This window comes from Desulfosudis oleivorans Hxd3, assembly GCF_000018405.1.
GTDB lineage: Bacteria > Desulfobacterota > Desulfobacteria > Desulfobacterales > Desulfosudaceae > Desulfosudis > Desulfosudis oleivorans.
In genome coordinates this window covers 2,792,681-2,813,631 of the sequence record NC_009943.1, presented here as the reverse complement: position 1 = coordinate 2,813,631, position 20,951 = coordinate 2,792,681, and the positions used below count along the sequence as shown (strand labels likewise).

General features: G+C 55.4%; 25 protein-coding genes and 1 pseudogene. 15 read left to right on the top strand and 11 right to left on the bottom strand.

Going from position 1 to position 20,951, the window contains the following annotated elements; genetic code table 11:
* The 9 genes from DOLE_RS11960 (at nucleotide 1) to DOLE_RS11920 (ending at nucleotide 8,128) form a co-directional block, all read left to right on the top strand.
* Nucleotides 1-747 carry an endonuclease/exonuclease/phosphatase family protein gene (locus DOLE_RS11960; RefSeq protein WP_012175745.1) on the top strand — a complete coding sequence of 249 codons (747 nt, stop codon included), beginning with the start codon at nucleotides 1-3 and terminating at the stop codon, nucleotides 745-747.
* A 9-nt stretch (nucleotides 748-756) separates the two neighbouring features.
* Nucleotides 757-2,199 carry a cardiolipin synthase gene (gene cls, locus DOLE_RS11955; RefSeq protein WP_012175744.1) on the top strand — a complete coding sequence of 481 codons (1,443 nt, stop codon included), beginning with the start codon at nucleotides 757-759 and terminating at the stop codon, nucleotides 2,197-2,199.
* Nucleotides 2,200-2,383: 184 nt separating this feature from the next.
* Nucleotides 2,384-3,970: a murein biosynthesis integral membrane protein MurJ gene (gene murJ, locus DOLE_RS11950; protein WP_012175743.1), complete on the top strand. Its 1,587-nt coding sequence runs from the start codon at nucleotides 2,384-2,386 to the stop codon at nucleotides 3,968-3,970.
* A complete protein-coding gene (locus DOLE_RS11945) occupies nucleotides 3,948-4,265 on the top strand; it encodes an FtsB family cell division protein (protein ID WP_012175742.1) in 318 nt (105 codons plus the stop codon). The genes murJ and DOLE_RS11945 overlap by 23 nt, the downstream gene beginning before the upstream one ends.
* The gene (locus DOLE_RS11940; protein ID WP_012175741.1) at nucleotides 4,255-4,569 is read left to right on the top strand and encodes a hypothetical protein; all 315 of its coding nucleotides are present in this window, start codon (nucleotides 4,255-4,257) and stop codon (nucleotides 4,567-4,569) included. Before DOLE_RS11945 ends, DOLE_RS11940 begins: the two co-directional genes overlap by 11 nt.
* A 90-nt stretch (nucleotides 4,570-4,659) precedes the next feature.
* Nucleotides 4,660-5,667, top strand: coding sequence for an NAD-dependent epimerase (locus tag DOLE_RS11935; RefSeq protein WP_012175740.1), 1,008 nt, complete (start codon nucleotides 4,660-4,662; stop codon nucleotides 5,665-5,667).
* 283 nt (nucleotides 5,668-5,950) lie between these two features.
* The gene (locus DOLE_RS11930) at nucleotides 5,951-7,252 is read left to right on the top strand and encodes a phenylacetate--CoA ligase family protein (protein ID WP_012175739.1); all 1,302 of its coding nucleotides are present in this window, start codon (nucleotides 5,951-5,953) and stop codon (nucleotides 7,250-7,252) included.
* 35 nt (nucleotides 7,253-7,287) lie between these two features.
* A complete protein-coding gene (locus tag DOLE_RS11925; RefSeq protein ID WP_012175738.1) occupies nucleotides 7,288-7,719 on the top strand; it encodes an ACT domain-containing protein in 432 nt (143 codons plus the stop codon).
* 115 nt (nucleotides 7,720-7,834) lie between these two features.
* The gene (locus tag DOLE_RS11920) at nucleotides 7,835-8,128 is read left to right on the top strand and encodes an FHA domain-containing protein (protein ID WP_012175737.1); all 294 of its coding nucleotides are present in this window, start codon (nucleotides 7,835-7,837) and stop codon (nucleotides 8,126-8,128) included.
* 15 nt (nucleotides 8,129-8,143) lie between these two features.
* Here DOLE_RS11920 and DOLE_RS18450 read toward each other — a convergent pair whose 3' ends face one another.
* The 11 genes and pseudogenes from DOLE_RS18450 to rlmN form a co-directional block, all read right to left on the bottom strand.
* Nucleotides 8,144-8,455, bottom strand: a complete 312-nt coding sequence (locus DOLE_RS18450; protein WP_012175736.1) for a hypothetical protein — start codon at nucleotides 8,453-8,455, stop codon at nucleotides 8,144-8,146.
* Between the two features lie 267 nt (nucleotides 8,456-8,722).
* Nucleotides 8,723-8,917, bottom strand: a pseudogene (locus tag DOLE_RS17985) (DUF1207 domain-containing protein); the annotation flags it as partial.
* A 78-nt stretch (nucleotides 8,918-8,995) separates the two neighbouring features.
* Nucleotides 8,996-9,385 carry a putative quinol monooxygenase gene (locus tag DOLE_RS11910; RefSeq protein ID WP_232362704.1) on the bottom strand — a complete coding sequence of 130 codons (390 nt, stop codon included), beginning with the start codon at nucleotides 9,383-9,385 and terminating at the stop codon, nucleotides 8,996-8,998.
* 53 nt (nucleotides 9,386-9,438) lie between these two features.
* The gene (locus DOLE_RS11905; RefSeq protein ID WP_012175734.1) at nucleotides 9,439-9,660 is read right to left on the bottom strand and encodes a hypothetical protein; all 222 of its coding nucleotides are present in this window, start codon (nucleotides 9,658-9,660) and stop codon (nucleotides 9,439-9,441) included.
* 44 nt (nucleotides 9,661-9,704) lie between these two features.
* The gene (locus tag DOLE_RS18225; protein ID WP_153304421.1) at nucleotides 9,705-9,854 is read right to left on the bottom strand and encodes a lmo0937 family membrane protein; all 150 of its coding nucleotides are present in this window, start codon (nucleotides 9,852-9,854) and stop codon (nucleotides 9,705-9,707) included.
* 91 nt (nucleotides 9,855-9,945) lie between these two features.
* A complete protein-coding gene (locus DOLE_RS11900) occupies nucleotides 9,946-10,185 on the bottom strand; it encodes a CsbD family protein (RefSeq protein ID WP_232362703.1) in 240 nt (79 codons plus the stop codon).
* 306 nt (nucleotides 10,186-10,491) lie between these two features.
* Complete coding sequence (locus tag DOLE_RS11895; protein ID WP_012175731.1) at nucleotides 10,492-11,868, bottom strand: diguanylate cyclase domain-containing protein; 1,377 nt, start codon at nucleotides 11,866-11,868, stop codon at nucleotides 10,492-10,494.
* 338 nt (nucleotides 11,869-12,206) lie between these two features.
* Nucleotides 12,207-12,674, bottom strand: a complete 468-nt coding sequence (locus tag DOLE_RS11890; protein ID WP_012175730.1) for a response regulator — start codon at nucleotides 12,672-12,674, stop codon at nucleotides 12,207-12,209.
* A gap of 406 nt (nucleotides 12,675-13,080) precedes the next feature.
* Entirely contained in the window at nucleotides 13,081-14,613 is a 1,533-nt protein-coding gene (locus DOLE_RS11885; protein WP_012175729.1) for a sigma-54-dependent Fis family transcriptional regulator, read from the bottom strand.
* Between the two features lie 226 nt (nucleotides 14,614-14,839).
* Nucleotides 14,840-15,436, bottom strand: coding sequence for a class IV adenylate cyclase (gene cyaB, locus DOLE_RS11880; RefSeq protein ID WP_012175728.1), 597 nt, complete (start codon nucleotides 15,434-15,436; stop codon nucleotides 14,840-14,842).
* Nucleotides 15,437-15,445: 9 nt separating this feature from the next.
* Nucleotides 15,446-16,507, bottom strand: a complete 1,062-nt coding sequence (gene rlmN / locus DOLE_RS11875; RefSeq protein ID WP_041280535.1) for a 23S rRNA (adenine(2503)-C(2))-methyltransferase RlmN — start codon at nucleotides 16,505-16,507, stop codon at nucleotides 15,446-15,448.
* Nucleotides 16,508-16,732: 225 nt separating this feature from the next.
* Between rlmN and ffh the strand changes: the two genes are divergently transcribed.
* The 6 genes from ffh to DOLE_RS11845 all read left to right on the top strand — a co-directional run bounded on the left by ffh (nucleotide 16,733) and on the right by DOLE_RS11845 (nucleotide 20,915).
* Nucleotides 16,733-18,064: a signal recognition particle protein gene (gene ffh / locus DOLE_RS11870; RefSeq protein ID WP_012175726.1), complete on the top strand. Its 1,332-nt coding sequence runs from the start codon at nucleotides 16,733-16,735 to the stop codon at nucleotides 18,062-18,064.
* Nucleotides 18,065-18,079: 15 nt separating this feature from the next.
* Nucleotides 18,080-18,328, top strand: a complete 249-nt coding sequence (rpsP, locus tag DOLE_RS11865; protein WP_012175725.1) for a 30S ribosomal protein S16 — start codon at nucleotides 18,080-18,082, stop codon at nucleotides 18,326-18,328.
* Nucleotides 18,329-18,483: 155 nt separating this feature from the next.
* Complete coding sequence (locus tag DOLE_RS11860; RefSeq protein WP_041281124.1) at nucleotides 18,484-18,714, top strand: KH domain-containing protein; 231 nt, start codon at nucleotides 18,484-18,486, stop codon at nucleotides 18,712-18,714.
* A gap of 8 nt (nucleotides 18,715-18,722) precedes the next feature.
* Nucleotides 18,723-19,235 carry a ribosome maturation factor RimM gene (rimM, locus tag DOLE_RS11855; RefSeq protein ID WP_012175723.1) on the top strand — a complete coding sequence of 171 codons (513 nt, stop codon included), beginning with the start codon at nucleotides 18,723-18,725 and terminating at the stop codon, nucleotides 19,233-19,235.
* A 368-nt stretch (nucleotides 19,236-19,603) separates the two neighbouring features.
* Entirely contained in the window at nucleotides 19,604-20,356 is a 753-nt protein-coding gene (gene trmD / locus DOLE_RS11850) for a tRNA (guanosine(37)-N1)-methyltransferase TrmD (RefSeq protein WP_041280534.1), read from the top strand.
* Nucleotides 20,343-20,915 carry an RNA methyltransferase gene (locus tag DOLE_RS11845; protein ID WP_012175721.1) on the top strand — a complete coding sequence of 191 codons (573 nt, stop codon included), beginning with the start codon at nucleotides 20,343-20,345 and terminating at the stop codon, nucleotides 20,913-20,915. The genes trmD and DOLE_RS11845 overlap by 14 nt, the downstream gene beginning before the upstream one ends.
* The last annotated feature ends 36 nt before the right edge of the window (nucleotides 20,916-20,951 follow it).

Below are 20,951 nucleotides of genomic sequence, written 5' to 3'. Positions count from 1 at the left end.
TTGGCTTCACATCGTTTTTTGTTGTACAACATTCGATACGGAACGGGCAGTGGGGGATGGCGGTTTCACGCGCCGGTGCCCTTCAGCGGATATTTCCGCAAAACCCAAAAGGCGTTTCCGGAGATCGCGTCCTTTATCCGCTCCTGCGATCCCGACATGGTGGGCCTGGTGGAGGTGGACGGTGGTTCCGGCCGGCACAACGGCATCAACCAGGCCCGGCAGGTGGCCGAGGAACTGGGCTATCACTGCGTTTTTCAGACCAAGTACAAGCCCTCCCCGTTTTCCAGGGCCATTCCCATCATGGGCAAGCAGGGCAATGCCGTGCTGGCCCGGCATGACATTCTCGGGCACCGGTACCACTATTTTGAAAAAGGGATCAAGCGGCTGATCATCGAGGTGGAACTGGAAGACGTGGTCCTGTTCCTGGTGCATCTCTCCCTTCATCCCGGCCACCGGCAGCAGCAGCTTGCCGAGCTGGGCCTGCTGATACGGGGGGTGGGCAAACCGGTGATTGTGGGCGGCGACTTCAACGCCTTTGCCGGGTCGCGGGAACTGGCCGGCTTTCTTTCCGCCACCGGCCTGGTCAGCGCCAATGCCGCCAATGTGCGGACGTTTCCCAGCAAGCGGCCCCGGTGGGAGCTGGACTATATTTTTCACAGCCGGCAGGTGAGGGTGAACGACATGCACGCGCCCTCCGTCCGATTTTCCGACCATCTGCCCCTGGTGTGTGATTTTACCATAAAATAAGGGCGGCCCATGGTACCGTGGGACACGATTCTTATCGTTGCGCTGTACATCTATATCGCTGTTACCATCGTTTATCTGCTTTTAGACAACCGGGAAACCGCTTCCACCCTCTCATGGCTGCTGGTTTTTATCTTTCTCCCCGTTCTGGGATTGGTGGTCTATTTTCTTGTCGGCCGGGGCATGCGCAAAAAAACCACCCGCACCCTGGTGCGCCAGGACCTGGAGACCCGGCTCCAGGACAGCCACGAAAGCCTGGTCACCCAGCAGAAAGACGAAGCGGACGCCCTTCATGTCCGTTACCCCTCGCCGGAAACCCGCAAGCTGATCCGCCTGCTTGATCGCAACTCCGACTCCATTCTGACCCGGCACAACGAACTTTCGGTCTTTTTCAACGGCCAGGAAAAATTTGAGGTGCTGTTCAATGACCTGATGCGGGCCCGTCACTATATTCACATGGAGTATTTTATCTGGAAGGCCGATGACCTTACTGAAATGGTGGTGGCCGTACTCAAGGAGAAGGCGGTCCAGGGCGTGGCCGTGCGGGTGCTTTATGACGCGGTGGGAAACTATCTTTCAGGCCGGTACCTGCGGCGGCTGCGCCGGGCCGGCATCCAGATTTATCCCTATTATAATTTTGTCTCCCCCCTCAAGATCCACACCCTGAACTACCGGAACCACCGGAAAGTGGTGGTTATCGACGGAGAAACCGGGTACCTGGGCGGCATGAACATGGGCCAGGAATATGTGGACGGGGGAAAACGGTTTCCGGTATGGCGGGATACCCACATTCGTATCCAGGGCGAAGCCGTGGCTGTTCTGGAGGAGGTGTTTGCCGTGAGCTGGTTCAACACCACCGGTGAAACCATTGACGTCAAGGCGTTTGTGCCCCAGCCGCCGCCTGACATTACCCACATTCAGATCACCACCTCCGGCCCCGACTCCCAGTGGCACTCCATCAAACAGGTCTATTTTCTGCTGATCTCATCGGCGGAAAACTCGGTGTTTATTCAGACTCCCTATTTCATTCCTGATGCCAGCATTCTCATGGCCCTGAAAACCGCGGCATTAAGTGGCATTGATGTCCGCATCATGCTCACCGGCATGCTGGACAAGCGGGTTCCCTACTGGGCGGCGTTGACCTACATTGAGGAGCTGCTGCAGGCAGGGGTCCGTTTTTATTACTACACCGAAGGGTTCATGCACGCCAAAACCATCGTGGTGGACTCCCTTTGCTGCTCCGTTGGAACGGCCAATATGGATATTCGCAGTTTTGAGCTGAATTACGAGATCAATGCCCTGATCTATGACGCAAACGTGGCAAAGGTGTTTGAGGCCATGTTCAGGAAGGACCTGGCCGCGGCCCGGGAGTTCACGCTGGAAGACTATAGCCGTATGAGCCGCCTCAAAAAGTTTCGCAACTCCCTGGCCCGTCTGTTTGCGCCTCTGTTGTAAACATTCCGGCGCGACTCCGCTCCCGTCGATGGCCGGGTTACCGCTTGACGCTGCTTTGCGCTTCCGTTACACTCGGGTTCCAGGCTTCCAGGATATTGCTTGTTGCCGATTCAGAGAATTTTTTAACCGTTATGTGAACCGAAGGCGAAGCAATCTCCATGGGTTCTTGGGGACGGGAAAACCAATGGATGAAAAACGTCGTGTCACCCGGGCCACGGGCATCATCGGTTCGGCCACCCTGCTGAGCCGGGTTTTCGGCTATGCCCGGGACATGGCGCTGGCCGCCTTTCTCGGCGCCGGCATGGCGTCGGACGCTTTTTTTGTGGCCTTCCGCATTCCCAACCTGCTGCGGCGCCTTTTTGCCGAAGGGTCTTTGACCATCGCCTTTGTGCCGGTTTTCCTGGAGCAGATTCAGCACCAGGGCAGGGAAGAGGCCTTTGCCATGGCCCGGTCCGCCCTGCGGCTGCTTTCCGTTATCCTGGTGGGCGTGACGCTGCTGGGCATCCTGTTCTCACCGGAAATCGTTTACGTAATGGGGTTCGGGTTTGCCGATGTTCCGGAAAAATTCGACCTGACCGTCTCTTTGACCCGCATCATGTTTCCCTATGTTTTTTTTGTCTGCCTGGTGGCCCTGGCCATGGGCATTTTAAACGCCCTGGGCCACTTTGCCGCCCCGGCCCTGGCACCGGTGCTGCTCAACATCGCCATGCTGGCGGCCCTGTGGGCCGTGGCCATGGTCACCGACGACCCGGCCCTGCGGGCCATGGGCCTGGCCTGGGGGGTTATTGCCGGAGGCGTGCTGCAACTGGCGCTGCAAGTCCCTTTTTTGACCAGGCAGGGCCTTTTTTTCTGGCAGAAGGCCAGGCTCTACCATCCGGCCCTGAAAAAAGTGGGGATGCTCATGCTGCCGGCGGTGTTCGGGGCCGCGGTCTACCAGGTGAACATCGTCATCGGCACCCTGCTGGCCACCCTGCTGCCCGAGGGCAGCGTTTCTTATCTCTACTATGCCGACCGGCTGGTGCAGTTCCCCCTGGGCGTGTTTGCCATATCCGCGGCCATGGCCGTGCTGCCCAGTATCTCCCGCCAGGCCGCGGCCGGAGACTTTGATGCGGTCAAGGACACCTTCGGGTATTCCATGCGCATGATTCTTTTTATCTCTTTTCCCTCCATGGCGGGCCTGATCGTGCTGCGGGAGCCAATTGTGGCCCTGCTGTTTGAACGCGGGGGGTTTGACGCCCAGGCCACACGCCTGACCGCCGATGCCCTGTTCTACTACGTGGCGGGCCTCTGGGCCTTTTCAGCGGTCCGTATTGTGGTTTCCACCTTCTACGCCCTGTCCGATACCAAAACGCCAGTCGTCATGGCGGTGATTGCCATCTGCATAAATGCGGCCCTGAGCCTGATTCTCATGGGTCCCCTGGCCCACGGCGGCCTGGCCCTGGCCACCTCCATTGCCTCCATGGTGAACCTGCTGCTCCTCACCCGGGCGCTTGCGGCCCGCCTGGGTCATATCGGGCTGACAGGCATCCTGCGTTCGGCCACCAAATCGGCCCTGTGCGCGGCGTTGATGGGGCTGGCCGTCTGGCTGGCCCTCCCCTTTTTGATTCCGGCCGGCGCCGGTTCCGTCCGGCTGCTGGCAGGCACCGTGGCCTGCATGGTCCTGGGGGTTGTCTGTTTTGTTGTTTTTGCGTATATTCTGAAAAGCAGGGAACTTGGCAGCCTGGTTGCCGGAAAACGGAGCAAGGCCCGTGATACAGTGGTTGAAAAATAACGTAAACCGCATACTGCTGGCCCTGGCCGGCCTGTTTGCCTGTTTCATGGTGGGGGTGATCCTGTTTGCCGACAACGGTTTTCTGGACTACCGCCGCCTGCAGGCGAAAAACGAGGCCGTGGTGCAGGAGAATATTCGCATGCAGCAGGAGAACATGGAGATGCACCGGCTGGTCAAACGGTTAAAAGAGGACCTTGACTACATCGAACACGTGGCACGTAAAGAGCTGGGCATGGTGGGCAGAAACGAGCAGGTCTACACCCTGAAAAAATCAGGAGCGCTTCATGACAAATAACCCTCTTTTTTATACCCCGTCAGTGGCCCGGTTGTGCGCGCAACAGGGATACCTTGAAAAAAGCGCGGAAATCTACGCGTTTCTGCTGGACCAGGACCCGGAAAACCGGGATCTGCGCCAGGCCCTGGATGATGTGAATGCCCGGTTATCGCAACCGGACCAGAGCAAAGATACCGGGATACCGGAGAACCGTCTTGAAGCACTGGTCGGCACATGGGTCAGCCTGCTGGTGGAAAACAACCTGAGACAGAAGTTTGAAAATCTTCGGGACAGCGTCAAGCGGTTTAACCCGGATGCCTCCTGACACACCGGTCCTCTGCCCGGCCGGGCCGCACGCCCGGCCAGATACCCCTCCTGCTGAAGTCCGTTTTACGGCCCCATTGAAAGGAAGATCATGAACATTCTTGTCACCGGTGCCGCCGGTTTCATCGGGTTTCACCTGGCAAAGCGGTTGTGCGAAGACGGCCACACGGTTGTCGGGGTGGACAATATCAATGATTATTATGATCCCGGCCTTAAAAACGCCCGACTGGCCCTGCTGCACCCCTTTTCGAATTTCAGCTTTTTCCAAATCGATATCGCCGACCGCCCCTTCATGGCAAAGCTGTTTACCTCCCATAAATTTGACTGCGTCGTCCACCTGGCGGCCCAGGCCGGTGTGCGCTACAGCCTGGAACACCCGGAAACGTATATCGACAGCAACCTGGTGGGGTTTGGCAACATCCTGGAAGGGTGCCGGCATGCGAAAGTAAAGCATCTGGTCTACGCCTCCAGCAGCTCCGTGTATGGCCTGAACACCACCATGCCCTTTTCGGTGTTCCACAACGTGGACCATCCGGTAAGCCTGTATGCCGCCACCAAAAAGGCCAACGAACTGATGGCCCACACCTACAGCCATCTCTACGGCCTGCCCGCCACGGGCCTGCGCTTTTTTACCGTATACGGCCCCTGGGGACGGCCGGACATGGCCTATTTTTTATTTACCCGGGCGATTCTGGAAGGCACGCCCATCAAGGTTTACAACCAGGGCAACATGAAGCGGGACTTCACCTATATCGACGATATCGTGGAGGGGGTCGTGCGGGTAATGGACCGTGTGCCGGCGCCGGATCCCGAATGGTCGCCGGAGGCGCCTTGTCCTGCCACGAGCCGCGCTCCCTATCGGCTGTACAATATCGGCAACAATCAGCCGGTGAGCCTGATGGGTTTTATCGAAGCCATTGAAAAGGCCCTGGGCAAAAAAGCGGAAAAAACCTTTCTGCCTATGCAGCCGGGGGACGTGCCGGCCACCTGGGCCGACATTGATTCCCTGCGGCAGGCCACCGGTTTTTCCCCGGCCACTTCTCTGGAAAACGGAATAGCAAAGTTTGTCGCATGGTACCTTGATTATTACGGGACATGACGGCAGGCGATCCCTGATCCCTTTTCACGGGCCGCCGGCATCGGGCAACCCGTTATTTTTCCTTGACAGGGGTATTTGTTTTCACTACATATTCTGAAGGTTTTCGCCTGAACATGCCGTGGCATATCCGGTCGGCCTGAATATGCCGTGACCTGTTCGGACGAAAAGAGGCCCGATTCCCGTGTCCCGCGGCGTTGCCCTGTTGCAGCGCCTTTTACTTGCGGTTTACCCGTTGTTGCCCTGTTTCGGGCCCTACGGGCAAACCCGGAACAAGGAGCAACCCATGATCTACGATATTGAATTTGAAACCCTGCCCCGGGAGGCGCTTTCCGCCATTCAGCTGCAGCGGCTGGTATCCACCCTTGAACGTGTTTATGCCACGGTGCCTTTCTACCGGGACGGTTTTAAAAAAGCCGGGGTCAAGCCGTCGGACATCAAGAGCCTGGACGACCTGCGGCGCATTCCCTTTACCACCAAGCAGGACCTGCGGGACAACTACCCCTTTGGCCTGTTTACCGTACCCATGGACAACGTGGTGCGGATTCACGCCTCCTCCGGCACCACCGGCAAACCCACGGTGGTGGGGTATACCCGCCGGGACGTGGATACCTGGGCCACGCTCATGGCCCGTTCTCTGGCCGCGGCCGGGGCCTGGCGGGGCGACATCATTCACAACGCCTATGGTTACGGTCTGTTCACCGGCGGCCTGGGGGCTCATTACGGCGCGGAAAAACTGGGGGCATCGGTCATTCCGGTGTCCGGCGGCAACACCCGGCGGCAGGTCATGATCATGAAGGATTTCGGCCCCACCGTCCTGACCGCCACGCCCTCCTATACCCTGCACCTTGCCGAGGTGGCCCAGGAGATGGGCGTCAACTTCAACGACCTGAAATTCAGGGTGGGCGTGTTCGGCGCCGAGCCCTGGTCGGAGAACATGCGCCAGGAGATTGAGGCCAAGCTACACCTGAGCGCCGTTGACATCTACGGCCTTTCAGAGGTGATCGGCCCGGGCGTTGCCATTGAGTGCTGCGAGGCCAAGAAGGGGCTTCATATCTTTGAGGACCACTTTCTTGCCGAGGTGATTGATCCGGTGTCCGGGGAGGTGCTGCCCTACGGTGAACAGGGCGAGCTGGTGTTTACCTCCCTGACAAAGGAGGCCTTTCCCGTGATCCGGTACCGCACCCGGGACATCACCACCCTTCATGCCGAGCCGTGCATCTGCGGCCGGACCCATGTCCGCATGGAGCGGGTCAGCGGCCGGACCGACGACATGCTGATCATTCGGGGCGTCAACGTGTTTCCGTCCCAGATTGAAAGTGTGCTCATGGAGATGGAAGAGGTGGAGCCCCACTACCAGCTCATCGTGGACCGGAAAGACAACCTGGACGTGCTCACCGTGAAGGTGGAGGTGGGGGAAAAGCTCTTCTCTGACGAGGTGAAAAAGCTTCAGGAGACCGAGCGCAAGATCGCCCACAACATCAAGGAGCTGCTGGGCGTGTCCGCCGATGTCAAACTGGTGGAGCCCAAAACTATTGCCCGCAGCGAAGGCAAGGCCGTGCGCGTGATTGATAACCGCAAAATCTGATGAAAGATTTTAACCATACACCATAAGGGGGAACCATGCGGGTTGAGCAGATTTCCGTTTTTCTTGAGAACAGGACCGGTCGTCTTGCCGAGGTGACATCCATTCTGACCGAAGCCGGGGTTAATATTCGTGCCCTGGCCCTGGCCGACACCTCTGATTTCGGGGTGTTGCGCATGATCGTGGATGACAACGAAAAGGCCAAGCGCGTGCTGCGCGACAACGGCCTGACCATTGGTGCCCACGACGTGGTGGCCGTGGAGGTGGAAGACAGGCCGGGCGGACTTCACAGAATTTTAGACCTGCTGGGCAAGGTCGGGGTCAACGTGGAGTACATGTACGCCTTTGTGCGCAACAGCGGCAACAACGCCATCATGATCTTCCGGTTTGACGACACGGACAAGGCCCTGGCCACGCTGGCGCAGCACAACATTTCCGTGATCAACGGAAAGACCGTCCACACGATGTAGGGGTGCGGGCCCCGTTCCCCGCCGACAGGTGCGAACATTCTATTTTCTTGACGGATGGAGTGTTTGTTGGCATATTGGGGGGCATAACCGCTGGCAAGAAAAGAGGATTTTCGCCATGCCCTTTCTGACATTGAAGTTTAAGGAAACCATTGTAAACCGTTACAAGCTGGATCCTGAAAAGCCGCTTCACATCGGCAGGCGCAAGACCAACGACATCGTGATTGAAAACCTTTCGGTGTCCGGCCACCACGCCAAGGTGGAGTTTGTCAAGGAGGGCTTTGTCCTTACCGACCTGCAGAGCAAGAACGGCACCTATGTCAACAAAAAGGCGATCACCAGCTGTATGCTCAAGGACAAGGATGTGGTCCGCATCGGCATGCATACCCTCATCTATTCCGGCAAAGGCTAAAGGTGAAGGGCACCCCTAAAAATTATCTTTAGTCCCTTCCTTCGACGATCGGAAAAGTTTGTCTTTAAACTCCTGCATGGCCGTCACAATATCCAGTATTGCCTCGTGCATTCCGTCCGCGCTGTCGCTTAATTCAAAGTCCTTTTGCTTTTCGGCCTTCTCCTGGACCGTGGCTTTGATCGTTTTAAAACGTTGAGCGTATTTCTCAAGTTCCAGGAGATGTTCTTCCTTCATCTCTTCGATGATATCCGCATTGATCTGCCGGATGAGTTCATCGGCTTCAGCCATTAATTCTTCGATATCCCTTGATTTCAAATTTTCAGGCATGGTCGCGTCTCCCCGTTTGGCTTGGGTTCATGACAGTTTCATTATTGTCCAAAAACGGTTTTAATCATGGCAGGACAGTCTTCCGGTTGTTTATCGAAATCGCTATCGGTATCGGTGTCGAAATCGAATTGTCTTTACGGCAGTGCTCTTAAAGAATATTTCCCTTATCCTGTTTATCCGTGTACTTTTCCTGGCGGCAAGAAAAGTACCAAAAGAATCACGCCGCAGGCGTGACTTCCCTCGCGCAAACGGTTTTTTCGGCGCGGACTAAAAGGATACGTTAATTCCGGCCCCGTAATACGATGCCCGTATTTTGTAGAACTGGCCGAAGGGGAGATGGCCGTTGTAATATTCACCAAAAACCTGAATGCCCCGTTTCCCGGCATAGGGGCTGCGGATATTGATGCCGGCTTTGACATTCACATCGGTGTCCCAATCGGTCTCCTCCCAGGTATGGCAAAGTGCCCGGCAAAGCGCTTTCGCATTGGGTGCGTCTTTCTTCCAGTTGCAGACGTTGAAATCAGATGGCCCTTCCGGTGTTCATGCGGGAGAAATCCGTTTCATTTTTTTTCTTACGGCATTGACCGCCTCCATTCCTTCCGTATCCGAAACCGCAAAAATCTGAATCTTCATCGGGTCGATTAAAAAGCTCTTGGTCCCCAGCAAAACGCTGAAGCGGTCGCTTCGCATATGCTGGTCCAGTTGTTCACGGGTTTCCCATTCCGAAATCAGGTTGAAAACATTTTCATCCTGGATATCACTGTATATCCCATAGCTCAGGCAGCCTTTTTCTTCCCCGGCCGGCGTAACCATTGAAAGAAGTGTCTGTAAAACCTCTTTCTGCTTTTCAGGGAACACGTTCATGATGGTTCTGATTACGTTCATCATTGTTGAAAGAGATCCTTCGCTCTTCGGCATCTGACGCTTCATTATGCCCGTTGCGGCCGAATCGACGCGCGGAATGTTTCGACCGCCCGGACGGTTCAGCCCTTTTTCCCGCCCACGATCAGCAGGACAATACCCCCCGCGAGCGCGAGACCCCCTACGATCGGCGGCAATGGTATCGTTCGGGTTTTATCCGCCGATATTTCCAGTGGCCCGATATCGACGACCTTTTCCCTGGTCGTGTAGGAGATTCCCTGATACCCGAAAGCAAGGATCCCTATGGCAATAAGAATAATGGCAACAAGTGTGGTTACTTTCATTTGACCCCGCTTCTTATATTGTCTGATTTATGATATGCCGCCGGCTAAATAACGCGCCGGCCCTGAATAACCCTGACCAGAACGACGATGACGGCAACGACCAGCAGGAGATGAATAAACCCGCCCATGGTGTAGCTGCTCACAAATCCCAGCAGCCACAGGATTAACAGTATTACCGCGACTGTCCAGAGCATAAGATCCTCCTTGCGATTTGATTGTGAAACTGCTGCCGGTATTGTAAGCCCCGGCCGGCTGTCCAGGGAGAAAAACACTGATAAAAATCATCTATTTATCCATCAGTTTTTTGATCTGGCCGAGTTTTTCCTGAATCTTTCCCTCTTTTTTTTCTTCTTTGCCTACGGCTTCCAGATCACGATTGCCGGCGATTATCCCGGCGGCCTCCTTGAACTTGCCTTTTACCTGATGAATCTTGCCTTCTGCCTTTTCTCTGTTGCTCGATTTCATGGTTGTTTCCCCTGTTTGATTCCAAATTGAGTGGATGCCGTGTGAATCACGATGGTTCACTTGTCCTTGCTCAATGTTTTTTAATTCAATCTTTGTGCCATGTTTTGAGCACACCGGGTTTTGTCTTCTATGGGATTGATTTTTAATGACAATAACTCTGAAAAGTGTTTTCGTGGTTGTTATTAAAAACTATATAAAAAAGGTCATATCTAACCTGTGGGCGCATGTGACCTTTTTCTCACGGGAGGCTCTGAGAATTGAGATTCTGGTTTGGGGGGGCAACAGAATAGCTCACGGTTGATGTGGCTGCGGATGCAAGGCGCGGGACATGAAGCTGTAGTCGATCTACCGCCATGTGAAAAAATTTCATGAGCTGTTCGGGTTAAAGAAGCGGTATCCATTCCGTCCTGCCTGTTTGACCTGATACATGGCGATATCGGCATGCTTCAGAAGGAGAACCTCAGAGATGCCATCCCGGGGGTAGACGGCGATGCCGATACTCGTTGTCACGATGAGTTGATGGGTGTCGATGGAAAAGGGGTTTCGAAAACCGTCAACGATTTTCTGTGCAACCCGGTCCACGTCTTCTGTCCCCTTTAAGTCGGGAAGAATCAGCACAAACTCGTCGCCACCCAGGCGCGCAACCGTATCACTTTTTCTCAGTGCAGCGCTTAACCGCTCTGCCGCTGCCTGGAGAAGACGATCTCCCACATCATGGCCAAAGGTATCGTTCACGTCCTTGAAATTATCGAGATCAAGTATGATGGCCGCGATACCCTTTTGGTCCCTCCGGGCCTGGGCCAATGCAATACCCAGACGATCGGAGAAGAGCTTCCGGTTGGGAAGACCGGTCAGGGCGTCATGGTAGGCCATTTTCTGGATTTCCTCTTCGGTCTGCTTGCGCCTGGTGATATCCTGACAATAAGCAAGCACTCTGTCAGGCCCAATTGTTGTTGCAACCAGATTAATCCAGAAATTCTTTCCATTCTTCCCGCGTACCATAAGATCACCGTCTACGCGGCCCTCTGTTTTTAACTTTTTAAACGAGGCCATCCCCACGCCTGAAAAATCCGGAGCGAGAAAATCCTGAAGGCTTAATTCCAAAAGCTCTTCTTCCGTGTATCCGCTCATCCGGCATGCCGCCTGGTTGGCTTCAAGGCAACGGCCCGTGTGATCCGCCACGAATATGCCAAGAGGCGCTTTTTCCATATAGGTTCTGAATTTGTCTTCGCTCTCCCGCAAGGCCTTATCCGACAGCTCACGATTGGAGATGTCACGTATAATACCAACCGCATGCCATCCGTCATGGAGCTGCACGCCGGCAAGGGACAGTTCTACAGGAAATTCGTCTCCGTTTTTTCGCAGGGCTTTTAACCGCATGGTTTTTTCAACGTTATTGCCGCAACCTGAACGCTGGAACTCCGGGAACGCCGCCTCAAACAACCTTCGATAATGCTGAGGGGCAAGCAGGGAATGCAGATTCCGCCCCAGTGCCTCATCGCTGGTGTAACCAAGGATTCGTTCAGCCGCGGGATTCCAGTAGGAAACCCGCCCTTCGGCATCCATCATGAGAACGGCATCCCGTGCCGACACGTTGATCGCGCGCATCAGCAATTCGCTCTTGCGCAGCGCCTCGCTGGTCTGCCTGGACTCTGATGCCACTGCCTTCAACCACCGGGGTTTTCCTTTTAAAGCGACGGTATCTTCCGCCTGTCGGTGATAGTTTTTTGGCTGGCCGGTCATATACCGTCTCCTCAACCCGAATATTTCATGAAATATTAAGATTCATTGGTGTCCAAAAAACAGTTCCCAAAAGGACTTTGAAGCTTTATACATCACGTCGGGGCATCAATTGCAGGCCCCCGCCCATTACAGCGCAGGGGAAGCCAACGGCCAGGCTGCACGGATAAGCAGGATAATGGAAATAATCTTTGAGCGCACCGCCGTAAATACAATTCGATCCCGATTTCGATAGCGATCCCGATCCCGATCCCGATTTCGATTTCGATTTGGATTTGGATAAACAACCGGAACGCTGTCCTGCCAGGATTAAACCCTTTTTTGGACAATAATGATTCAGGTTAATCCCTGACCATCCCCAGACACTGGAGCATGGGGCGCAGCTCCTTTAGCCCAAAGGGTTTGAAGAGCCACCCGTCAACCCACTTTGAGGCCACTATTCCATGGCAGTCGTTCTTATCACGTCCCGTCATCATGATGATTTTGGTGCCATGCCGCTTTTTTTTGATCATTCGGCTCAGACGATAACCATTCACGTCCGGCATCTCCAGGTCCGTGAGCAGCAGGTCGTAGGGGCCGGTGGACAGCTTTTCCATGACTTCAGGTTTTTTTTGGGCGGTTTCCACCTCCTGAAATTTGAGCATGGCAAGTATCAGGGCCACGTATCTGAGGATAGTGCTGTCATCATCAATCACCAGGCTGCGGACAGGTTGAACGTTCTGATTGTTCTGCTCCAGAGAATGCGTCTGCCTGTCACCCGCATCTCCAAAGGGTCCCTTGCGGATAGCGGTCATGGTGTCGTGCGTCATTTCATCCCTCCTTATCGCGTTATTCATGCCTGCGCCATCTTGGGTTATACGGCATATTTCCAATCGTATTCGGGTTTGAGGGAGGTTCAGGAATAAAAAATCCCCATGGCTCTTTATTTGTGAACCGTTGTTATTCCCCTATCGCCTGAAGCGTGTTGGCACATAAGACCCAACCAGTTGTAAACATTCAAATTTCGTGCCAGGCGGGGAATGCAGGCGGCATTATCTCTTATGATTTTGATATTTAAAGGAAATCGCTTTAGAAAAGGTTCTTGGTGTGTCGTTAATTGCTGTTTGAAAAGGTCATATATAACCGATGGTCGTATATGGCCTTTTTTTGTTTTTTCTGAGGGTGTGGTGGTGAAAAGGAATGCGGAGGGGCTGGGCCTGATTCGGCTATCCAGGGTTATTTTATTGTTTTGGGGGGGGAGATATTGAGCTTACGCATGCGGGCGCGCAATGTGCTGCGGTCGAGCCCGAGAATTTCAGCGGCGCTGTTTTTACCGCCGACTTTCCATTGGGTCTGTTCAAGGACGCGTACAATATGGTCCCGTTCAACCGCTGCCAGGGTTTTTTCGCTTGAGCTTAACCCCCTGAACGGCCTTTTAAGCTCATCAACCAGACGCAGCTTGGTTCCCGACGAGTTGATCACCGCGCGTTCAAGAACGTTTTCCAGCTCCCGGACATTGCCGGGCCACGGATATGCCTGTAACGTCTCCATAATTTTTGAAGGAATCGTTTCAATGGTCTTGCCCATCCGCCTGGAAATTTTTTTGACGTAAAACTCAACCAGGAGCGGAATGTCGTCCAGGCGATCCCGGAGCGGCGGCATGGTAATCGGAAAAACATTTAACCGGTACCAGAGATCCTCACGGAAATTGCCATTACGGACTTCCTCTTCCAGATTGCGATTGGTGGCGGCAATAATCCGCGCATCGACTTTGGTGGAGTGGGAACTGCCCAGCCGTTCAAACTCGCCGTCCTGGAGTACGCGGAGCAGCTTGGGTTGCAGTTCCAGCGGCAATTCGCCGATTTCATCCAGAAAAAGGGTGGTGCCGTTGGCGACCTCAAAGCGTCCCGTGTGCCTGGCATGCGCCCCGGTAAAGGCGCCTTTCTCATGCCCGAACAGCTCGCTTTCGATCAGGTTTGTGGGCAGCGCCGCGCAATTTACTTTTAACATCGTCCGGTTTTTGCGGCGGCTCAAGTTGTGAATGGCCCGGGCAACCAGTTCTTTGCCGGTGCCTGTCTCGCCAAGAACCAGTACCGTGGTATCGCTGTCGGCGATTTGTTCAATTTTATAGAGTACGTATTTGAGCCCGTCACTTTGACCGATAATGTGCTCATGATTGTACTCCAGTTTGATCTCTTCCTGCAGATAGGCTCTTTCCGCTTCCAGTTGCTGCTTTAACTTTTTGATTTCGGAAAGGGATGTCTCAGCGATGCGATTTTTCTCTTCCGCCTCTTCCAGGGCAACGGTCAGTTCAGCCGTTTTCTTTTTAACCAGCCCTTCAAGGTTCCTTCTATAGCTTACCCGGTCGGTCACATCCTCAATGGCCAGCAGGATCAGTTGGGTCTGGTCTGGCTCAGTGTAAATCCGCCGGGCGTTCAGATGCATGATCTTCCGGCCGATAGTCGCAAAATCATGCTCCACTTCAAAGTCATGGAACAGTGTATTTCCGGGAAGGATATCTTCAAGCAGTTCTTTCAGCCTGGGGATGTTCCATTGCCGGTTGCCAAGATCATATATTAATGCCCCTTCCGTCTCCTTCGGGTTGACGCCGAATGTCAGGTAAAAGGAGCGATTGGCGATTACAACCTTCAGGGCAGGATCCAGCACCAGTAACGGTTCACGAATCGAATCCAGAACGATGTCGGCACCCTGAAGAAAGGCTTCTATCGTTCGCTGATCACATCCGGTTTGTCTTATTTTCTGACCCATGGTTTGTTTTCTTTTTTTCAGGGGAACGACTGCTGCTCATGAGGGGGTTTTTTGTGTAGAATGCAATGAAAGGTATGAAATGTCAAGAGAAAACAGACTTCCCTGCCTCATACGAGGGCGTTAAAGGGACCCTCGAAAAATTAAATTCACCGCAAAAAAGGAGACCGCCGGAAACAAAAATGGCGTTTGGGGTGGGGGAGGAAAAATTCTCATTTATGGATGGAAACTATTCAGCTTTGAAAAAGTCCTCCGGGGCCACAACCACGCCCTCAAAATTTTCAAAGGTCACATCGGTAAAGGCCAGGCCGTATTTTTCCCGCATGCGGGCAAACATTCCCAGGTAGTTGGTCACCAGCCGGTTTTCCCAGGCAAGGCCCAGCTTTTCGGCCCACTGCCGGATGTTCTCTTTATTCGCCTCGATTTCCAGAAAGTCGCCGTAGGGCAGGGTGTCCAGGCAGAGGACAACCGGTCCTGCCGTAAAGGTTTCCCGCCATTTTTCGTAGACCTGCTCCGGCAAAAAGCCCAGCCCGGCAAGGATCTGTTTTGTGTTTTCAAAATCGGTGACTTGAGTCTCAATCTCCCGGTACACCTTGAACTCGGTGTCCGCCACTTCCGGCGGGATTTTCAAAGTCAGGGTGGCCTGGCTGTCCTTTCGCAGCCGCAGCAGCACGTTACGCCGGATCAGGCTTTTTTCTCTGTCTTCAAACCGGATGTTGGTTTCAAATCGCTCGCCCTGGGAAACCGCGCCCAGGGCCAGAATGCGCTGTCGCACCGCAGCCTTGTCTTCCAGAAAGAATTTGACCTCGATCTCCATGTGGGACATGGGGCTTTCCTATTTGTTTTGACCGTACTTTTTAATGTCCGCTGCCAGCTGGCCGCAGGCGGCGGATATGTCGGCGCCTTTGCTTTGCCGGGTCATCACCGTGTACTGGCGGTCATGAAGAATCTGCTTGAAGCGTTCGATGGCGGCATCGTCAGGCCGTTTGAAGGCCGCGCCTTCGTGCTCGTTGAAAGGAATCAGGTTGACCTTGGCCTTGATGGACCGCAGCAGCTTGACCAGGCGCAATGCGTCTTTTTCCGAATCGTTGACCCCTGCCATCAGGATATACTCAAAGGTGATCTTGCGCCGGTTGGAAAGGGGGTAGGTCCGGCACGCCTCCAGCAGCACCTCAATGGGATAGGTCTTGTTGATCGGCATGAGCATGTCCCGGGTTTTATTGTCCGTGGCGTTCAGGGAGACGGCCAGGTTGACCGTGGTGGCCAGGCCCAGCGGTGCCATGCGGGGCACCAGGCCCGAGGTGGAGAGGGTGACCCGGCGGGTGGAAAACTGAAGGCCGCAGTCCCCGTCGCAGATGGTGTCCAGGCTGGTGATCACGTTGTCGTAGTTGGCCAGGGGCTCGCCCATGCCCATGAGCACGATGTTGGTCAGCCGCTCTTCCGGGGCCAGGGTTTTTAACGCGCCGAGAACCTGGCCGGTGATCTCCGCCGGGGTCAGGTTGCGCACAAATCCCTTTTTCGCGGTCATGCAGAAGGCGCACCCCTGGGCGCATCCCACCTGGGTGGAGACACACAGGGTGAAATGGTCCTCCTCGGGAATCAGCACGCTTTCAATATGCTCACCGTCGGACAGTTCAAACAGGTATTTGCGGGTGCCGTCGGCGGACTGCTGGGTTCTGGCAATTTTCAAGCGGCCGATAATAAAGGATTCTGCCAGAAGTGTTCGTACCGGCTTGGAAATATTGGTCATCTGGTCAAAACTCTCCGCCCGGTGAACAAAGAGCCATTTAAACACCTGGTCGGCCCGGTAGGGGGCGATATTGTGCGCGTTCAGCCAGTCGGCAAACCGGGCCCGGGTGAGGTTCTGAATCTCCTGTGGCAAGGCGGTGCTGTTCATGATGCCTTTTATAATGAATTTTGGCGGCCCTGTATAGTATAAATTTCTTGACATGCCGTTGCTAAAATATTAGTTTCAAGGGTTTAGTTTTCGGCCATCCGCTGTGGCAGGTCGCCCGCGGGTGGTTTTTCTTCCCGCTTCCTGTGACGCGGGTCTATCGGGCCGGCCATATTCGTTTCAAACGGGGCATGGGGCCGGTGAAAAAAGGAGTGCAACGGCGAGCATATGTTTGAGAACCTGAGCGACAAGCTGAATTCGGTTTTTAAGAAGCTTAAAGGCCAGGGAACGCTTACCGAGAAGAATATCGACGATGGCCTCAAGGAGGTGCGGTTTGCCCTGCTGGAGGCCGACGTCCACTACCGGATCGTCAAGCAGTTTATCGCCGACATTCGGGAACGGGCCGTGGGCGCCGATGTGCTGGAGAGCCTGACCCCGGGTCAGCAGGTCATCAAGATCGTTTACGAAGAGCTGACCCGGCTGATGGGGGAAACGCGGCAGGACCTGAACCTGACCGGCCAGGCCCCGGTGTCGGTGATGCTGGTGGGGCTTCAGGGCTCCGGTAAAACCACCACCGCCGCCAAGCTGGCCGTTTATCTGAAAAAGCAGGGCAGAAAGCCCTTTCTGGTGCCGGCGGACGTTTACCGGCCCGCGGCCATCGACCAGCTCAAAAAGCTGGGCAGCCAGGTCCAGGTGCCGGTGTTTGCGTCGGATCCCGGCATGAACCCGGTGGATATCTGCCGCCAGGCCCGGGTGGCGGCCCAGCAGCAGGGGTGCAACACGCTGCTTCTGGACACGGCGGGCCGGCTTCACATCGACGAAGCGTTGATGGAGGAGCTGGTCGGCATCAAGCAGGCCGTGTCGCCGTCGGACATTCTGCTGGTGGCCGATGCCATGACCGGCCAGGACGCAGTCAACATCGCCCAGTCCTTTAACGAACGGCTGGACATCGGCGGCGTGATCCTGTCCAAGATGGACGGCGACGCCAGGGGCGGCGCGGCGCTTTCCATCAAGGCGGTGACCGGCAGGCCCATCAAGTTCGTGGGCGTGGGCGAAAAGACAAACGCCCTGGAGGCGTTTCACCCGGACCGCATGGCCTCCAGCATTCTGGGCATGGGCGATGTGCTTTCGTTCATCGAAAAGGCCCAGTCCGTTGTGGACGAGAAAAAGGCGGCGGACCTTGAGCGAAAGCTGCGGAAAAACGAGTTTACCCTGGAGGATTTTCGGGACCAGATGACCCAGATTCGCAAGATGGGCTCCATCGGCGATCTGATGAAGATGATTCCAGGCATGGGCAAGGTCAAACAGATGAAGGACATGGAGGTGGATGACGGGCAGCTCTCCCGCATCGAAGCCATCATCAACTCCATGACAGCGGAGGAACGGCGGCGGCATGCCATCATCAACGGCAGCCGGCGGAAAAGAATAGCAAAGGGCAGCGGCACCAGCGTGCAGGAGGTCAACCGGCTGTTGAAGGACTACACGCAGGTGATGAAAATGGTAAAAAAAATCAACAAGGGCGGCATGCGCGGTCTGGGCCGCGGCATGATGCCGTTCTAAGGAGAAAAGAAAAACATGGCGGTAAAAATTCGATTGGCAAGATGTGGTCGCAAGAAACGTCCCTTTTATCGGATGGTGGTGGCGGACGAGCGGTATGCCCGGGACGGCCGGTTTATTGAAAAGGTGGGTACCTACAACCCCCTGGTGAATCCGGCGGAGGTCGTCGTGGCAAAGGACCGGGTCGAGCACTGGCTGGGCCAGGGCGCCCAGGCCACCCGCACCGTGAAGAGCATTCTGAAAAAAGAGGGCGTTGCGGTCTCATAGATTCTTCGCCCGTGCGTTTCGCGTTTGCGTTTTGCGATAAAAATGGTATACTTTCCACAAGATTAACTTTCACAGCCAGACCAGTGTGTTGTTGACCGTATACGTTGGAGTCGTCTAAACTGCAACGAACACAGCAAGGAGATGCGGCTATGTCCATGAAAGAGTTGATCGAGTACATCGCAAAGGCGCTTGTCGACAACCCCGACCAGACAGTGGTGACGGAAGTGGACGGCAGCCAGACCTCGGTTCTGGAGCTCAAGGTGGCCAAGGAGGATCTGGGCAAGATCATCGGCAAACAGGGCCGCACGGCCCGTGCCTTGCGCACCATTCTGAGCGCTGCTTCGGCCAAGCTCAAAAAACGCACGGTGCTCGAGATCATCGAGTAGCTTTTCCCATGAACAGCAGCGAATTCCTATGTGTGGGCAAAATCGTCGGTATTCATGGAATTCGCGGAACTGTCCGGGTCTATTCCCACTCCGGTGACATCGCGGAGTTCTCGCAGGGAAATACCCTTTTTCTACGAGGTCCCAAAGGCGACGAGCGGGTTTGCACCATTGAATGGTGCAAACCCCATGGTCGCCATTTCCTTTTGGGGGCTCTGGAACTGGACAGCCGCGAGCAGGCCGCGGCCGTGGTGGGATACGAACTATTCGCGCTGCGCGCCTCCCTGCCGCCCCTTGAGGACGACACCTATTACTGGGATGACCTGATCGGCCTGGCCGTGTTTGACAAAAAGACCTTGCTGGGCCGTATCACATCGATTATTCCCACGCCGGGCAACGATGTGTATGTGGTGACCGACGCCGATACCGGGAAGGAGACCCTGGTGCCCGCCCTCAAGTCCGTGGTCGGGCACATCGACCTGGCGGCCGGCACCATGCAGGTGAGCCTGCCGGAATCCCTGTAGCCCGTATCTTTCATGAAATTTTTGGTATGGGTGAATATCTGGATCAGAAACAGTATATCGTAATAGAAATTGCATTTTTTTAAAAACACAAACTGTCATGGACGACTTGAGGCCTTTTGAGCCAATTTTATACCGAAAAATTTCACCCTTCGGGCGAGTCACCTTGACCGCAGTTGCTGTGTTGCGGGACATTCGCGGTAGATTGACTACAGCTTCATGTCCCGCGCCTTGCACCTGCGGCCAAATCAACTCGTGAAAGATACGGGTAGCCCGTATCTTTCATGAAATTGAAATTTTTTAGCCCTGCCACAGGCGGGGCTTGCGGCATATTCGAACCGGCCCGAAAGGCCGGACAAAAAAGGCGTGCCATGAACTTTACGGTGTTGACGATTTTCCCGGAGATGGTGGATGCCTTTTCCCAGCATGGCATTGTCCGGCGGGCCGTAGAAAGCGGCACCATCTCGTGCCGGACCGTTGACATTCGCGACTATACAAAAGATCGTCACCGGACCGTGGATGATCGGCCTTACGGCGGGGGCAGCGGCATGGTGATGAAGCCCGAGCCCCTGGCAGCGGCCATTCGGGATGCCAGAAACGCCTATCCGTCGGCCCGTACAGTGCTCTTGACCCCCCAGGGCCGGGGGTTTACCCAGGAGGCGGCCCGGCACCTGGCCGATGCCGCCGAAGACCTGATTCTGGTGTGCGGCCGTTACGAAGGCATTGACGAGCGGGTCTGCCAGGGACTGATTGACGATGAGATTTCCGTGGGCGATTACGTGCTTTCCGGCGGCGAGGTGCCGGCCATGATCGTCATCGACGCGGTCACCCGACTGATTCCCGGTGCCCTGGGCGGCGAGGACTCGGCGGAAAAGGAGACCTTTGTGCAGGGACGGATCGAGCACGCCCACTACACCCGGCCCCCGGTATTTGAAGGGGAACCGGTGCCCGAAGTCCTGGTTTCCGGCAACCACGCCCGGATCGAAGCCTGGCGACTGGAAACCTCCCTGGTTCGCACCCTGCTCAAGCGGCCGGACCTGCTGCTGGAAAGAGCGTTGACCCCGGAGGAGAAAAAGGCGCTCAAAGCGTGGTGCCGGAAGGTTGAAACCCTTGTCGCCGATTAGCCCGGTTCGCCTCTACATTGCGCTGGTCCACCACCCGGTCCTGGGCCGGCAGGCGGAGACCATTGCCTCGGCCGTGACCAACCTGGACCTGCACGACATTGCCAGGGCCGCAAAAACTTACGGAGCGGCCGGTTATTTTGTGGTGACGCCCCTGGAAGACCAGAAGCGGCTGGTAAAACGGATCATCGCCCACTGGACCGACGGGAGTGGGTCACGGTATAACCCTTTGCGGGCACAGGCCTTTGAGCTGATGCGGGTGTGCGACAGCCTGGCCGAGGCAGCGGCCCTTGTGACCGCGGATACCGGCACGGCCCCCCTGGTGGCGGCCACCACGGCCCGGCTCCATCCGGGTGCGGTGACCATGGAGTATTTAAAAGACCGGCTTAACGCCTCCCCGGTGCTGCTGGTGTTCGGCACTGCCTGGGGCCTGGCGCCGTCGGTTCTCGATCAGGCCGACTGTGTGCTGGAGCCCCTGGCCGGAAAAAGTGCATATAATCATCTTTCTGTTCGGTCGGCTGTGTCGATAATGCTGGACAGACTGGCAGAAGATAGGGTATAAAGGCGGGTCAACGTCGGTTTCCGCATGTGCGGGAAC

Coding starts and splice junctions, on each gene's coding strand:
- cyaB (WP_012175728.1), bottom strand. CDS start 15,436: ATGTCCCACATGGAGATCGAGGTCAAATTCTTTCTGGAAGACAAGGCT.
- DOLE_RS11910 (WP_232362704.1), bottom strand. CDS start 9,385: ATGAAGCGTCAGATGCCGAAGAGCGAAGGATCTCTTTCAACAATGATG.
- rimM (WP_012175723.1), top strand. CDS start 18,723: ATGAACAGCAGCGAATTCCTATGTGTGGGCAAAATCGTCGGTATTCAT.
- DOLE_RS11885 (WP_012175729.1), bottom strand. CDS start 14,613: ATGGGTCAGAAAATAAGACAAACCGGATGTGATCAGCGAACGATAGAA.
- DOLE_RS11860 (WP_041281124.1), top strand. CDS start 18,484: ATGAAAGAGTTGATCGAGTACATCGCAAAGGCGCTTGTCGACAACCCC.
- DOLE_RS11930 (WP_012175739.1), top strand. CDS start 5,951: ATGATCTACGATATTGAATTTGAAACCCTGCCCCGGGAGGCGCTTTCC.
- DOLE_RS11935 (WP_012175740.1), top strand. CDS start 4,660: ATGAACATTCTTGTCACCGGTGCCGCCGGTTTCATCGGGTTTCACCTG.
- DOLE_RS11940 (WP_012175741.1), top strand. CDS start 4,255: ATGACAAATAACCCTCTTTTTTATACCCCGTCAGTGGCCCGGTTGTGC.
- DOLE_RS18225 (WP_153304421.1), bottom strand. CDS start 9,854: ATGCTCTGGACAGTCGCGGTAATACTGTTAATCCTGTGGCTGCTGGGA.
- DOLE_RS11920 (WP_012175737.1), top strand. CDS start 7,835: ATGCCCTTTCTGACATTGAAGTTTAAGGAAACCATTGTAAACCGTTAC.
- rlmN (WP_041280535.1), bottom strand. CDS start 16,507: ATGAACAGCACCGCCTTGCCACAGGAGATTCAGAACCTCACCCGGGCC.
- DOLE_RS11925 (WP_012175738.1), top strand. CDS start 7,288: ATGCGGGTTGAGCAGATTTCCGTTTTTCTTGAGAACAGGACCGGTCGT.
- murJ (WP_012175743.1), top strand. CDS start 2,384: ATGGATGAAAAACGTCGTGTCACCCGGGCCACGGGCATCATCGGTTCG.
- trmD (WP_041280534.1), top strand. CDS start 19,604: ATGAACTTTACGGTGTTGACGATTTTCCCGGAGATGGTGGATGCCTTT.
- DOLE_RS11905 (WP_012175734.1), bottom strand. CDS start 9,660: ATGAAAGTAACCACACTTGTTGCCATTATTCTTATTGCCATAGGGATC.
- rpsP (WP_012175725.1), top strand. CDS start 18,080: ATGGCGGTAAAAATTCGATTGGCAAGATGTGGTCGCAAGAAACGTCCC.
- DOLE_RS18450 (WP_012175736.1), bottom strand. CDS start 8,455: ATGCCTGAAAATTTGAAATCAAGGGATATCGAAGAATTAATGGCTGAA.
- DOLE_RS11890 (WP_012175730.1), bottom strand. CDS start 12,674: ATGACGCACGACACCATGACCGCTATCCGCAAGGGACCCTTTGGAGAT.
- cls (WP_012175744.1), top strand. CDS start 757: ATGGTACCGTGGGACACGATTCTTATCGTTGCGCTGTACATCTATATC.
- ffh (WP_012175726.1), top strand. CDS start 16,733: ATGTTTGAGAACCTGAGCGACAAGCTGAATTCGGTTTTTAAGAAGCTT.
- DOLE_RS11895 (WP_012175731.1), bottom strand. CDS start 11,868: ATGACCGGCCAGCCAAAAAACTATCACCGACAGGCGGAAGATACCGTC.